This window comes from Halomonas sp., assembly GCF_034520545.1.
Taxonomy (GTDB): Bacteria; Pseudomonadota; Gammaproteobacteria; order Pseudomonadales; family Halomonadaceae; genus Halomonas.
This window is the reverse complement of record NZ_JAXHNN010000009.1, coordinates 1-13601: the sequence shown is the minus strand read 5'-3', so window position 1 is coordinate 13601 and position 13601 is coordinate 1. Positions and strand designations below refer to the sequence as shown.

Below are 13601 nucleotides of genomic sequence, written 5' to 3'. Positions count from 1 at the left end.
TAGCCGAGCAGATCCTCGGTGTAGAGCGCCGAGGCGCGGTCATAGCCGCTCGGCCGGGCCGGCCTTCCAGCCGTGGGCCGTCATGGCCTCGATGATGTCCTGCTGGAAGCGGGCTTCCCTGCTGTCCGCCATACGATCCCCTGCGAATCGGTCTTTGTTTCCCTTAGCCTACGCCGTCGGTGACAAGCGCACAAAAGCCACCGCCAACCTTACACAGCCTCTGACCAACGCCGGATCATCCTCCACCGGCTTATTGACCCGAGGGCTCACCGGCCAGTGGGTAAGTTGCTCGTGGTCCAGATGATGAACGCATTGGCGAATCGTCTCGCGTTCGGTCAGATCTGGATCGAGCCAGGGCTCGAGGCTCTGCTGGTCCAGTATCAGCGGCATGCGCGGGTGGATTTCCTTCGCCACACCACGAGCAGGTTCGGTGAGGATCGCGCAGCCGGGCTGGCCGTCTGGCCGCTCCGTCCAGATGCCGGCGAACCACAGCGGCTCGCCGTCGCGGCGGGTCAAGTAGTGAGGCTGCTTGTGGCCATCGACGGTTTGCCATTCGTACCAGCCGCTTGCCGGCACCAGGCACCGATGGTGGGCGAAGGCGCCGCGGAAGTAATTAGAGGTAGCGACCTTCTCGACGGTGGCGTTGATCGGCTGCGGGGCCTTGTCATCGGCCCAGTGGGGACGATAGCCCCACCACAGCGCATCCAGGCTCAACTGGCCGCTGTCGTCATGCCGACGTACTGCCGCAATCCAGGTGCCCGGCGCAACGTTATAGCGCGGCGTCAGCTCGCCCTCGACCAGCGGCAGCTTGAGGGAGGCTGCCAGGCTGGGGAAGTCGCTGTAGAGGGCGAAGCGGCCGCACATGGGAAAGCTCCGTCAGCGCGGTTGGCTATCAGTATCATCAGGATAGTGCGGTGCATCCTCACCGATGAAGACGGGCTTCCCGTCCTGCCAGAACACGGCATAGTGTCCCATACGCTGTTTGCGCTCCAATTCTTCAGTCACGGCAGCACGAAGGCTATCGAGCATTTCCTGCGTATCCGGTGAAAGTTCGGTCATACCACTTCCGCTTGGCTGGTTTCAGTGGAAACTGATGAGCCTGCCGGCGGTTGCCAGCCGCGGACGTCGATCTTGCCGGTGACGGCGGCGGAGATCAGGGCGGAGCGGCGCTCCTGCAGCGAGCATCATTGCCGCTTGAGCCTCTTCAGTCAGACGCTCCAGTTTGATACTGACATTTTCCAAATAGCGTGCTATTTCCTTCTGCTCACCCAGAGGAGGCAACAGGCAACCTTGGCATCTGACTTGCTCAGCTGTGAGATGATCAATAGTTGATCGTCGGATCAGCCTTGCAACAGATACAACCTTTGAGCGTCGACATCTGCATCAGCGGATAAAGAAGCACGAATAATCTCTGTATTCACAGTGTGGAGTCTGAGGCCGGAGCCTGATAAGTGCTTTATTGGTCATGCAACCTCACTCAGCTCACCACGCCAGATGGCAGAGCGCCCGACATAGCTGCCACCTTCACTAATGACCAAGTCCGTCTTCCGAGAGCTGAAAGCGTTGCCGTCTGACTTATCACTTGATCGAAGATCGATAAGTGGCAGACCCTGTGCATTGATCAGCCCCCATCATGAACATCGGAATACTCAGAAGTATGGACATCTGCACAGGTATATCAGTCCACTATGCCAGAGTCCCGTCTTGCATCTCCATAGCGGATATCGTACGATAGCCGGCAACTACATCCCAATGCGCCGGCACCTCGCCCAGCCACTCCACCCCGGAGTCCTTCATCGGCACATCGGGGTCCAGCCCCTTGGTGACGGCATGGGAGATCACCGCCTGGCGCTTCTCCTTGAGCAGCTCGATCAGGCGCTGCTGCTCCTCCACCAAGGCGTCGATGCGGGCGGTTTCGTGGTCGAGGAAGGACGCAATGGTTTGCTGCTCTTTCCATGGAGGGACTGGCGAGCAGGCACACTGCCAGATGCTCACGCATTGATCGCTCGATAGCTAACGCCAACTCGCAGATCGATTGATAGCTTGATGCATGAACTCGACTCAGACACTGAAAGCGTGATATCCCAGACAATGCGAGTAATGGCAGTAATCGCCGACTGGTGCATGCCAGCTGACATCGCAAAATCCCTGTGGATACTTCCAGCAACATCCAAGGTGGCTCTACCACCGGAGCAGTAGCGCGCAGATAGTTGCCACCGTTGAGTCAGTGACAACTCCATCCTTCGGACTCGACGCGTACCTCGTGGTCGCCTGATGCATGAGAATGTTCGGACCAGCCGGTGATGCCGAGCTGCTCATCCACATCTGAAATCTCGACATACTTGATGAGGTAGTCGTCAGGCGTGCTCTCCGGCAATACCTCGTCATTGTAAGTCGCAACTACTTCAGGGGTACGATCTGCCAGTGCACCGGCACCTCCCCCAGCCACTCGACGCCGGAGTCCTTGTATTCGGGGTATTTCGGAAAGCTCATTCGGCGTTGCGCTCCAGCTCATGCAGGGCCGCTCGGGTCAGGAAGGCCGAGCGGCTCTTGATGCCGTGTAGGGTCACGTATTGATCGATCTGCTTCACGCACGCGGCCAGGCAGGGTGACGTTGACCTTCTCCGTCTTGCCCAGATAGGGGGTGATATCGATCTCGACCAGCCCCCAGCCCCAGCCGGCGAAATCGGGGTTCTGGCGGTGCTCGGCGATATCGCCGGGCATGGGAATCGCCTCCCCAGCGGCAGCGCGCTCTTCCAACTGGATGTGTGCGACCTCGACAGCCATCTCGTACGCCTGCTCGACGGTGTCGCCGGCGGTGATGGCTCCGGGAATATCCGGGAACAGGATGCCGGTGGCGGTGTGTTCGTCACCCCATTCGATGGCGATGGGATATTGCATTGTTCTCTCTCCTGCCGAGGTGAAGCCCTGCGCGCAGGGCTACTTCAGCCCGGCTTGCTTCCTGATGCTGTTGACGGTGCCGATGGGCAGATTTTAATCAATCAAAAATACCTCTGGAGTTCACGCTCCATCAACAAAACGGCAGCGCATGTCTCATGCCGACAGCTCCTCGATCATCTGCTTGATCCGGTCGGTGCAGGCCTTGAGGTCGGCGTCGATCTCCTCCAGCGGGCGCGGCGGGGTGAACTGGTAGAAGTGCCGGTTGAAGGGGATCTCGAAGCCGACGATGCCGATGCGGCCGTCCAGCGGGTCGCGCTTGTCCTCGTCGATCCAGGCGTCGGGAACGTGGGGCTTCACCTCGCGCTCGAAGTAGTCGAACACCGATTCGTCCAGCGGCACGTTCTCGTTGTCGCGCAGGCCGGTGTCGGGCTCGGGGTTGCGGTTCTTGTCGAGGCAGATGTCGGCCTCGGGGTCGCGCTCGGATAGCGCGTTGAGAATGGCCTTCTGCACCGGGGCGCCGACCTTGATGCCTGCCGACTTGAGTGCGGCCTTCAGCGCCTTGGTAAAGGCGTCGCGGTTGGTATAGAGCTTTGCCGGGTCCAGGGTGGCGCAGGCGGCCTTGATCGCCTCGCGCTCGGCCTCAGCGAGCTTCTGGAGCGGCTTCTCGTCATCGAGCTTGGCCAGGCGCTCGGGGCTGGCCTGGAAGTTGAGGCGCAGCGGGCGCTCCACGGTGATGCGCCGGTAGCCGAAGGCCTCCACCGGGAAGAGTCTTGCTCTCCTCGCTCTCCTGGCAGGCGCCGTAGAGGCGCACGATCTCCTCGATGTCGCGGTCGGCGACGAACTGGCGCTTGCTGCCCAGCGACTTGCGCATCTTGCTGGCCCGGCCGGTGGCGTTGATCAGCTGCACCTGGCCGCGGCGCTCGGCGGGCTTGTGGTTGGAGAGGATCCACACGTAGGTGGCGATGCCGGTGTTGTAGAACAGATCGGTGGGCAGGCCGACGATGGCCTCCACCAGGTCGTGCTGCAGCAGGTAGCGGCGGATCTCGGACTCCCCGCTGCCGGCGCCGCCGGTGAACAGCGGCGAGCCGTTGAGGATGATGCCGATGCGCGAGCCGCCCTCCTGGCGCGGGCGCATCTTGCTCACCAGGTGCATCAGGAACAGCAGCGAGCCGTCGGAGACCCGCGGCAGGCCGGGGCCGAAGCGGCCGTCATAGCCCTTGTGGTTGTGCTCGTCGGTGATTGCCTTCTGCACCTTCTTCCACTCCACGCCGAAGGGCGGATTGGAGAGCATGAAGTCGAAGTGGTTACCGGGCAGCTGGTCGTCGGAGAGGGTGTTGCCGAGCTTCACCTGGTCCACGCCCTGGCCCTTGATCAGCATGTCGGCCTTGCAGATGGCGTAGGACTCGGGGTTGAGCTCCTGGCCGTGCAGCGAGACGGTGACGTCGCGGCTGACCTGCTGGATGTACTCGTCGCTCTCGGAGAGGAAGCCGCCGGTGCCCGCGGTGGGGTCGTAGACGGTGACGATGCCATGGGGGCGCAGCTTGTCGTCCTGGCCGGTGAGCACCAGCGAGGTGGTCAGGTGGACGATGTCGCGCGGGGTGAAGTGCTCCCCGGCCGTCTCGTTGGAGCTCTCGGCGAACTTGCGGATCAGCTCCTCGAACACCAGGCCCATGCCGTAGTTGGTGAGCCGCTGCGGGCTCATGTCGATGGACGCGAAGCGCTGCACCACCTGGTAGAGCAGGTTGCCGGCGCCGAGCTGCTGGACGAAGCCCTCGAACTCGAAGTGCTCGAAGATCTCCCGGGCGTCCTGGCTGAACGACTGCACGTAGCTCATCAGGTCGTCGGCGGTCTGGGTGTCCGAGAGCGTGCCGAGCGTCAGCGGCGAGGCGTTGAAGAAGGGCTGGTCGGCGGCGCGCAGCAGCAGCTTCTCGCGCACCGCCTCGGGCTTGGCCTGGTGGGCTTGGGCGGCGTCGAGCACCGCGGCCTTGGTCGGCTCCAGCACGCACTCCAGGCGCCGCAGCAGGGTGAAGGGCAGGATGATGCGGCCGTACTGGGACTGCTTGAAATCGCCGCGCAGCAGATCCGCCACGGACCAGATGAAGGCCGCCAGCTGAGAGTGACTCTCCGTGTTCACGATGCGTCCCCGCCTGTCTGGCGCCGACGAGGATGGATGACAGACCATCATGCGCGGCGAAGCGCGAGTGAGGGGCAAGGAGCACCCCGCCGCTCATCACCGAGTCTGCCTTTCGGGCACCACGGGCTGTGGCGATCTCGCTAGTCGCGGCGCTGTTCCATCTTGCGGCGGAACTCGTCGGTCAGCCGAGGTATCCGTCTCGGCACGCTCGAAGTACTCCTCGTCCACCGTCATGCCGTGAGGTAGATCGCTGTCGAGGGGAGTCGTGAGACCGCGCGCTCGTCCTCTTCCTCGGCCTCAGTGCTTGCTGGGGCTCGGACCAGCGAGCAGGTCCGGCTGGTGCTGGAGGATGTGAGCCATCGATGCGGCTTGAGCCTGAGTCGCTTGCTCAGCGCCTGACGGGGCCGGTGCCGGCCTGGTCAGCGGGGGGGCGGTAGCTGGGTGTAGCCTGGGGTGGGTGTGACCGCATACGGGGGCATCAGTACGGTGATCCCCGGTTGCGCACTGCGGACACAAGGCTGCCGACGGATGCTTAGGGCTCATGCACTTGGAGCAGCGGCGCAGCTTGCCGCTGCGGATGGCGCGCTCGTCCAGCACCGGCTGGTTGACCGGTTGCGCGATGACGTAGAGCAGCCCGATCGAGCGGCGTGCCGAAGAGCCCGATGAAGGCCGCCCCCAGCATCGAGTTCCCGCTGATCGTGGGCGGCGGCGATGACGGCGATCCAAGGCACCACCAATAGCCCGATGATCCACCAGCCAACGAACCCAGTCCCGTGCCAAACGCATCGATGCTCTGCTCCATGGCCCACTCCTCCCTGTGATGTGCCCTGAGCCGCAGAATAAGGTCCACGCGTCACATCGCGCGCCAGCGACAAGCTCGGCTATGTCGTCGGCCGGAGGGCAAGATCGCGCCGCAGGCTACTGCCGGCGATGTCGGCCGATCCTACAGCAGCGCTACTCGGACGGTGCGCCAGGCTGACGAGTCAGGGTGTCGCCGGAAGTCTTCGGCCACGGCCGTCCTGTAGCTCGCGGCATCCTCGGCCTTCAGGGATTGCTCTTGCCAGGGATGGCTTTCTCTCGGACCGACTTCGACAAGGCTGCCAGTTGGACCGATGTGCTGGTCGACCCGATGGGCGGTCGGCCTGGCTTCCGAGGTCATCGGTCGCTGTTCCCGAGCAAAGCATCATCATCGCTCCGATTCATTGGACGAAGGGTCTGGTGCCACCTCCGCCATCGACTCCGTGAAGCTCTTGAGCTCTTCGGGCCGCTATCGTCATCGATACTGTCGGCCTGGCCTGAGCGAATCGCCTTGGCCAGGGCGTCAATGCCGCTGTTGAGGCTTCGCGCGAAGCGGTCAGCGTTATCCTCGCGAATGGGCAGGGCCTCCAGGGTCCCGGCCAGGCGGTCTGCGATTCGCCGCCAACGGGCCACCGCATGGCGATGCTCGGTGACCAGGGCTACGGCCTCGCTGCTCGCCTGGTCGATGATCTCGGCGTCATCGGCGTGCCGGATTCCACTGCGCGAGGTGCGCGACGACTTCGGCTTGAGTGGCCGCTCTCACCTCCCGGTCAGGTCCCGTTGCCAGCCCTTCAGGCCTTGGCCTTGCTGCGGACGGTCGACTCGGGGATGCCCGCGTGCCTGGCGGCGAGATGAGCGGATGGAAAGTTGGCCGGCGCGATAGTCCTGCTCAATAGCGTCCCATCATCAGGGCTCATGGTGCGATCCTCCCGGATGGCTTTTCAGGGCTGATCTTCAGCCCGGAGGGAGGAATGAATGTCGCCAAGACAACCTTGAAACCACATCACTCTTCGCCCCCAGGCCTCGTTATTAAAGCGAGCTATCAGCGGTAGCGGGCTGAATCGGGTTAAACTTTTCCGTAGCGGGAGCGCTGCCTGAGACTGCGCATCACCTCGACTCTCTCATTCTTTACAGGGGCAGCATCTTACTGGCAGCACATCGTCCGGCAGTATCCTTGCCGGACAACCTTCGGCTCATTTTCGCGGCCGCCCACCAAGTCATCACGTAGCGCAAGGCCATGCTCGCTTGCAGCGCGCCAGGAGGCCCAGAGCCCCATTCGAAGGAAAATGACATCATCAGGATTAAAGGACACTTCCGCTTTATCCAGTCGATCCAGTCGGACCTATCTACCCAGCCATCATTCCTTCTTGAATTTCACCGTGCTCCTGCAGGAGCGCGATCGCGTCCCGGTAACCATCATCAGGTTGCGTCAGCAGGTCGTCGAGTATCCTGATCAGCTTCGATGCGGGCCTGGTTATCCAGCGGCAGGAGGGCGCCATGCGGCCGCTCCGACGATCTCGTCGTCAACAGCGTCCCTGAGCTCTCCCACCGGGGCCATCGAAACGCAGCATGATCCAAAAGCTGGCTCGATGTCGACTTCGGGCTCGGGACTGTGGGCCGGCTGACTCAGTATCGTTGACAGCTGTTTCTGTCGACGGGCGAACCTTGTCCTCGGCATATTCACGAGAAATCAGGAACAAGAGGAACACGCCTGATTTTCGTAGAATTTTTCTGTTCCCCCTGAGCATGAAGTAGAGGGAGCAGGAGGGGTAGACGGCTTCCGCTTCCCGCCCCCGGCACTAGGTTTCGAAGACTCGTTACTCTACCTCCTGGGGCGAAACGGCATCGAGACGTTGCGTGTTGCGCTGAAACGCGCTTGTCGACCGAACGCTGGCCGCCCCCTCTTCTCCCATAGAGCCAGCCCGGCTGCGGTCGAGGTGCGGCGCTGACTGCTCTGACGTCGAAGCCCTTGACGGCTTCCTGCAAAGCGCCGCTGTAGAAGTAAAAGACGCGGCCGTCCTGGGCGTCAGACCAGAACCCGGCGCGGTCATTGGTACGCCTGGGGTCGCTGCCATCTGAAGTGCACGGGAGCGAAGCGGGCCTCGCCGTGGCGCTGGATGAACTCGTTTACGCCATTGAGGATCGCGGCATCTTCCGGTGGCAGACTGCCGCGCTCGGCCTTCCACAGCGCGAAGCAGGTGCTCACTGCCTCCAGCGCCTCACCCTCCTGCCAGCCGGTGATACCCGCCTCGGTGGCCAGCTCGCCGGCCGTCGCCAGCAGACCGAAGGCGCCAGCAGCGCGACTGGCCACGCCATCGGTCTCGGCGCTGAAGGCGGGGTCTCGGCATCAGGTCACGGTAGATTCCGGGGTAGGTCAGTCCCGCACCGCAGCAAGCACGCCCATGAAGGCCATGCCGGCGTGGCCGAAGGTGTCTCCGCCGTCGCGGTCTTGATCGCGTTGGCGAAGCTCGCTTGGGCCATGCCGTGCGGATCATCGAACGCGCCGTGGCGGCGCCCGGTGGCGGGGATATCGAGGGAGTCGCGCATCCTGTCCCGCCTTGGTCGTCTTGCCGGCCTCGCTCAAGTGAGAAGCCAGGGCGCGCTCGCCGCTGGACCAGCAGCAGTCCAGCCGCCAGCCGTCGAGCGTCACCGACCACCTCCCAGTGCGCAGCCGCCCGCTGCTTGCCGACGCCATTGGCCACCATGTAGCACCATGCCGCCGACCTCGAAGGGGCTGGCCTGGCTCAGCTCGTCGAGCACCATGCAGGTGTCGTTCTGGCTGGCGGCCAATGCCTCGATACCGTTGCCAGTGGCACTCCAGGGTCGAAGGAACTGCGGGCTTCCCCAGACGCTGGCCGCCGCTTGCAGCCCGGTGGTCTTGCCCTCGCCGGAGGCGCCACGCAGGGTGAAGACCGAGTCCACCTGCCGCCTGCTGCTTCGCCGGCCAGATCAGCGGCCCCGCCGAGTGCCAGCGCGCAAGCAGGTGAGCGGAATGGGGTTGCCCCTGCGCGCGACCGGCCACCTCCCGCCTGCCAGCCGTCCAAGCTGCCGCGCAGCTCTCGAAGCAGCCTGGCGCGCATCGCCTCGGCACTGAAGCTGTAATCCTGATCGCCTCAGCGTCCGGGTGGGGCAGCACGAAGGCGCGGCACGTCGTCGTGCCAGCCGGTGGTGGTGGCGGCGACGATGCGAGCCTTCGGGCTGCTCTCCATGATGAACTCGGCCAGCTCGGCCCGGTGCTCCAGGCTGCCTGGGTCTGCCCCATGTCCAGAAGCTCGCCGGCGCAGATCGGTCCCGCCCTCGCTGAGCAGGCGCATGGGCGAGATGCGCTTGCAGGTCTGCCCCTCGGCATTGACGAAGCGCAGTTGCCGACCAAAGTTGCCGCCGTGCTCATCGCGGCCTGATTCCGGCCGGCCACCTCGAATGGGGTCGGGCAATGCGCACGTCCACATTGACCAACTCGCCGCCCTGCAGCTTGGTCCCGTGCCACCACAGGCCGGCAGGGCGCCGCTTTCCATCCTCCAGCACGAAGCTGGCGTAGCGGGGTGGCGAAGCTGGGTCGCTTCTCCTTTGGCAGGAAGTGGCTCCTCCTGGCGCGCGTCGATCTCCTCGCTCAGGTGCGGTGACGGCTGGTTCCTTAGCGTCCTCTGAGAGTCACTCGCTAAGAGGGAGCAAGGTAGGTGTCATCTAACCGCACTAGTTTTGCCATGCACCAGACCTCACCCCCGGACCATCTTCCCTGTGCCCCCTCGGTTCCCTCTCTTTCTTCACGGGTGTCGGCTCCACCTTTAATATGAAGCACTATCGGACGCAAATCCAAGGTGTGCCCTCGGCCAGCCCGCTATTTGATGGCTGGCAAACCGATAGCGAATATTCGCGGCATTAGGTGTCGGCGCCTGCCCTCTGGCGAGGGAGGGCGTCTTCGTTTCCGAGTTCTGCATGGATCACTTGCTCCTCCGCCTCACGGCGATGGTCATGGTCGACGGTGGGCGGCTGATCTGCTCTCAGTTGCCGGACCATGGCACCCGACCGCGGAGCAGATGCGCTCGATCTGCTCCGGCTCCTGGGTTTTGCGTGGCATGGCGGCGGCGCGTGGGCTGCAGGAAATCAGCGCTGGTGATGTCAGGATTGTGATACCCCCTGCTGTCATCCTCGACCAAAGTGGCCACCGAGAACTTCCTGACGGAAGAGCTTTTCGCAGTCCGCTGTGCGACCGGCGGCAGGTTCCCGCAGATTGGGGACGATCACGACAGGTAGCCCAGTCGTCTTGTGGGCGGCAGCACCTGCAGAATACTGCACCCCCACCAACACGATACCGGCTGCCGACAACTGGTCGGATAAGCGACACTGTGCCGGATACGCCCTTTCCCACCGAGGGGACGCCTTATTCAGGGTGGAATCGGCCCCAGCCTCGCGCGTGCTCGAGGCTGATCTGCCCATCCACGAAGTAGAGCGGATTGATGAGGGTGGCACCGGTCATGTCTCAGAGGGGCCCCGCCGATCCCCCTGGCCATCCAGATAGGCGCGATCAGGAATAGAGGGATGGGCTTCAGAATTCAGGCAGGGATCTTGCCCATGACTGCTGGTCTGGAAAGGCCCAGTGGGATGTTGATCAATCATTTCTACCTCCAGTCAGTCTCCGACGGTGGTTTGTTTTCTGGCGATGTGGATGGATCGCACCCGGCAACGTTCATGCTGTAACAGCTCGTGCGAGTGCCGCACGCACCGCCGGCGTCAGCCGACCTTCCTCCATGGCCCTGGGCTGCAGGCAAACTCCTCGGCTATCGATTCACGGAGGCTAGGACCAACGCCCGGGGTGGCCAGAACAACTCCAAAGCGCGGCGCAAGCGCGCGCGACGGCACCAGAACGTGGTCAGGTGGTAATAAGCCGGCCGCACTCACCGGGCCCTCCGTCACCGAAGCTCACAACGTAAAGCCCCTGCCCATGCCATCGGCACAGCGGTGACCTCCCGCGCGGCCACATCGAAAGCCAGAGAGAGGCTCTGAATCCGGATAGCGGTTCGTAGATAGCTCATCACTCCACCTCCCACTTGGTCAGTTGGGCACCACGATGGCTCTCATAAATTCGCCTGCCCGATCCAGCCATTGACCTCCGACTCGACCCACGCGACGGCGCGGGGGCCAAGCTGGATCGGGGCCGGAGAGTCGCCGGCATGGATGAGCCGGTGCAGGGGTCGAGTTCGAGATGCCACGGCGGCGCAGAACCTCGGGGCGGCGGATGAGGGCTGGGCTGTGAACCAGCGTGCTCCCATGATTCCTCGCGGTAATTGAATCCACGCCCTAGTGTCTAGGGGGATCGTCATGACGCATCGTGGGAAAATGGAGAATTTTAGGATTCTGTACATGCCTAGTTTATTCGGATTTCGTAAAATATTTCGGTTGGTAGTCGTTCTCACCCTTCTTCGCATAGTCTTCAAGGTGCCTCCTTTAACACCGACAATTGATTTTTCGAATATCCCTCCACGTTATATCGCCGCCGAGACCCCCAGCGTTTTCATCGCCCGGCTATCGCCCGTCTCATGGCGACGGATCAGCTGATCCCTATTAGCGTCCCCGTTCACTTCTTGAAGCTCCATCGCCGACGCGCCTTACGGGCCTGGTCTTTCAGGAAATCTGGGTAGCAGCTGTCTGTTTCACCACTTTCGGCCCTGCTGCTGTATTTTTTTGCCCTCGTCATGGCCACGAGCATGGACCGGCGATTAGAGACATGCAACGTCGTCGTGCTGAACAGTGCTTGGCAGCTTTCATGGCTGCCGACCGTACGGCCACGGCATACATATGCCTCGGAGTAACGCAGCTCGGCCTCGTCATCATGGAGATTTGCTTCCTCGTGCTCGGCAGTCAGGCTGCGCCCCACCAGCTGTCAGCGCATAACGGACTCGTGTCCAAGTGCCTCATCGGAGCACTGTCGCTTTCAGGTTCCAGGCGCCTATCTGCTCCAGCATCTCCAGAAGAACTGCCTGCCCTCGTCGTATAAGGCTCTGGCAACCTCGTCGTTGAGCCGCTGAACAAGTTCATTATGACCCTTTCCATATAGCGCCAGCAATGTCGGTGTACTCGTGCGACGTTATCTCGGGTCCCGATCCGAATTGCCAAGTTCCTCATCAGCCATCTACGTCGACTCCTCGACGCACTCCAGTGAGCTGAAGGAAGGCTGGCGGGACATGGCGGGATGTCAGCCATGCATCCGGCCAGATCGGCTCTGACCGAGGCCAACGGTGGCGGCGTTCGCCGCGTGGCTCAGGTGCCGGTGTGGATCGGCACCACGTTCGTCAGCACCATCTCGAAGGGCGTCTAGGTAGTCGGCCCATGACTGCAGCATCTCTCGGCGCTGTTCCAGGTGTGAGGTCCGGTTGTAGGCGCGACCGTTGCTGTCCTTCACCGCGTGCGCCAACTGTTGCTCGATGTACTGCTCGGGGTAATTCAGTCTCTCGGCCAAGATCGTGCGGGCCATGGCCCTGAAACCGTGTGCGGTCATCTCGCCCTTGAAGCCCATCCGGTCCAGTGCGGCCTTGATCGTGGCGTTGCTCATGGGGCGCTTGCTGCTGCGGATGCCGGGGAAAACAAACTCGGTGCGCCCGGTCAGCCCGTGCAGATCTCGCAGGATCGTCACCGCCTGGTGGGGGAGGGGAACGATGAGGGGCTGGCCGGTCTTGCTCGCTTCAAAGGTCCATGTGGCTTCTTCCAGGTCGATATCGGCCCACTTGGCCTGGCGAAGCTCGCCGGGGCGGGTGAAGACCAATGGCGCCAGCTTTAAGGCGGCGATGGTGGTGGGCTGGCCGCCGTAGCCGTCGATGGCACGCAGGAGCCCGACCACTTCCTTTGGATCAGTCAGAGCCGCGTAGTGCTTGGTCTTGCTGGGTCGAAGGGCGCCCCGCAGGTCCGGAGTCGGGTCGCGCTCGACGCGCCCTGTGGATATGCCGTAGCGGAAGACCTGGCCACACAGCGTCTTCACTCGGTGGGCGGTCTCGATATGGCCGCGCTCCTCGATGCGGCGCAAGCAGCCGAGTAGTTCGGGCGGTGTGATCTCGGAGATGGGCCGCTTGCCGATGATGGGGAAAGCGTCGCGCTCGAGACGGCGCTTGTTACGCTGGTAGTGAGCGGGCACGACATCGTGCTGGTGAACTTTCTCCAGCCACTCGACGGCTACGGCCATGAAGGTGTTGGCAGCGGATTTCTCGCCCTGCTGGCGGGCGATGCGCTTGGCGGTGCTGGGGTCAATTCCCTGGGCAAGCTGGCGCCTGGCCTCGTCGCGGGCTTCACGGGCGGCCACCAGCGAGATCTCGGGATAAACGCCGATGGCCAGGCGCTTCTCCTTGCCGGCATGGCGGTACTTCATCCGCCAGTACTTGCTGCTGGTAGGGGAAACTTCTAGGTAGAGGCCGCCACCGTCGGTCATCTTGAAGACCTTGTCTTTGGGCTTGGCCATCTTTACGGCGGTGGCAGAGAGCTTGTTGGTCTGGCGGCTCATGGGGGCACCTCGACATGATGTAATGCTCATGCCCCCTTCCGGCGGTACCGGATGCCCCCAAGGATGGGGGCATTCTATCAACTAGGCCTCGGCTGGCGCGGGTTCTAGCGTATTTGGGGGCATCAGGCTGTTGGCTTCGACGCTGTGCCCCCATTTATGCCCCCTTGGAAGGGGGCATGTCAAGGAATGCTATGAAACGTGCAGACACAAGAAAGGGGCCCGGAGGCCCCTGTTCATGCGGTTTCTGAAGTCTTATGGAACCTCCTGAAACCCTTGTGT

General features: G+C 62.8%; 15 protein-coding genes. All 15 read right to left on the bottom strand.

Annotation, left to right across the window (positions count from 1 at the left end):
- Positions 1-168 precede the first annotated feature (168 nt).
- Positions 169-864, bottom strand: coding sequence for an SOS response-associated peptidase (locus tag U5L98_RS05065; protein WP_322557260.1), 696 nt, complete (start codon positions 862-864; stop codon positions 169-171).
- A 12-nt stretch (positions 865-876) separates the two neighbouring features.
- Complete coding sequence (locus tag U5L98_RS05060; RefSeq protein WP_322557259.1) at positions 877-1059, bottom strand: hypothetical protein; 183 nt, start codon at positions 1057-1059, stop codon at positions 877-879.
- A 21-nt stretch (positions 1060-1080) separates the two neighbouring features.
- Positions 1081-1341 carry a hypothetical protein gene (locus U5L98_RS18695; protein WP_416208207.1) on the bottom strand — a complete coding sequence of 87 codons (261 nt, stop codon included), beginning with the start codon at positions 1339-1341 and terminating at the stop codon, positions 1081-1083.
- A gap of 345 nt (positions 1342-1686) precedes the next feature.
- Entirely contained in the window at positions 1687-1995 is a 309-nt protein-coding gene (locus U5L98_RS05055; protein WP_322557258.1) for a hypothetical protein, read from the bottom strand.
- A gap of 516 nt (positions 1996-2511) precedes the next feature.
- Positions 2512-2901, bottom strand: a complete 390-nt coding sequence (locus U5L98_RS05050; RefSeq protein WP_322557257.1) for a type II toxin-antitoxin system HicB family antitoxin — start codon at positions 2899-2901, stop codon at positions 2512-2514.
- 153 nt (positions 2902-3054) lie between these two features.
- Complete coding sequence (locus U5L98_RS05045; protein WP_322557256.1) at positions 3055-3660, bottom strand: hypothetical protein; 606 nt, start codon at positions 3658-3660, stop codon at positions 3055-3057.
- Complete coding sequence (locus U5L98_RS05040; RefSeq protein WP_322557255.1) at positions 3569-5035, bottom strand: class I SAM-dependent DNA methyltransferase; 1467 nt, start codon at positions 5033-5035, stop codon at positions 3569-3571. The genes U5L98_RS05045 and U5L98_RS05040 overlap by 92 nt, the downstream gene beginning before the upstream one ends.
- Before the next feature lie 532 nt (positions 5036-5567).
- Entirely contained in the window at positions 5568-5837 is a 270-nt protein-coding gene (locus tag U5L98_RS05035; protein ID WP_322557254.1) for a hypothetical protein, read from the bottom strand.
- Between the two features lie 1342 nt (positions 5838-7179).
- The gene (locus U5L98_RS05030; RefSeq protein ID WP_322557253.1) at positions 7180-7332 is read right to left on the bottom strand and encodes a hypothetical protein; all 153 of its coding nucleotides are present in this window, start codon (positions 7330-7332) and stop codon (positions 7180-7182) included.
- Positions 7333-7880: 548 nt separating this feature from the next.
- Positions 7881-8144, bottom strand: a complete 264-nt coding sequence (locus tag U5L98_RS05025; RefSeq protein WP_322557252.1) for a hypothetical protein — start codon at positions 8142-8144, stop codon at positions 7881-7883.
- 180 nt (positions 8145-8324) lie between these two features.
- Positions 8325-8483 (bottom strand): hypothetical protein, encoded by a 159-nt coding sequence (locus U5L98_RS05020; protein ID WP_322557251.1) that lies wholly within the window; start codon positions 8481-8483, stop codon positions 8325-8327.
- Positions 8480-8755, bottom strand: a complete 276-nt coding sequence (locus U5L98_RS05015; protein WP_322557250.1) for a DUF927 domain-containing protein — start codon at positions 8753-8755, stop codon at positions 8480-8482. Before U5L98_RS05015 ends, U5L98_RS05020 begins: the two co-directional genes overlap by 4 nt.
- Before the next feature lie 191 nt (positions 8756-8946).
- Positions 8947-9267 (bottom strand): DUF927 domain-containing protein, encoded by a 321-nt coding sequence (locus U5L98_RS05010; protein WP_322557249.1) that lies wholly within the window; start codon positions 9265-9267, stop codon positions 8947-8949.
- Between the two features lie 1641 nt (positions 9268-10908).
- Positions 10909-11103 carry a helix-turn-helix transcriptional regulator gene (locus U5L98_RS05005; RefSeq protein WP_322557248.1) on the bottom strand — a complete coding sequence of 65 codons (195 nt, stop codon included), beginning with the start codon at positions 11101-11103 and terminating at the stop codon, positions 10909-10911.
- Positions 11104-12026: 923 nt separating this feature from the next.
- Positions 12027-13322 (bottom strand): tyrosine-type recombinase/integrase, encoded by a 1296-nt coding sequence (locus U5L98_RS05000; protein ID WP_322557247.1) that lies wholly within the window; start codon positions 13320-13322, stop codon positions 12027-12029.
- Positions 13323-13601 lie beyond the last annotated feature (279 nt).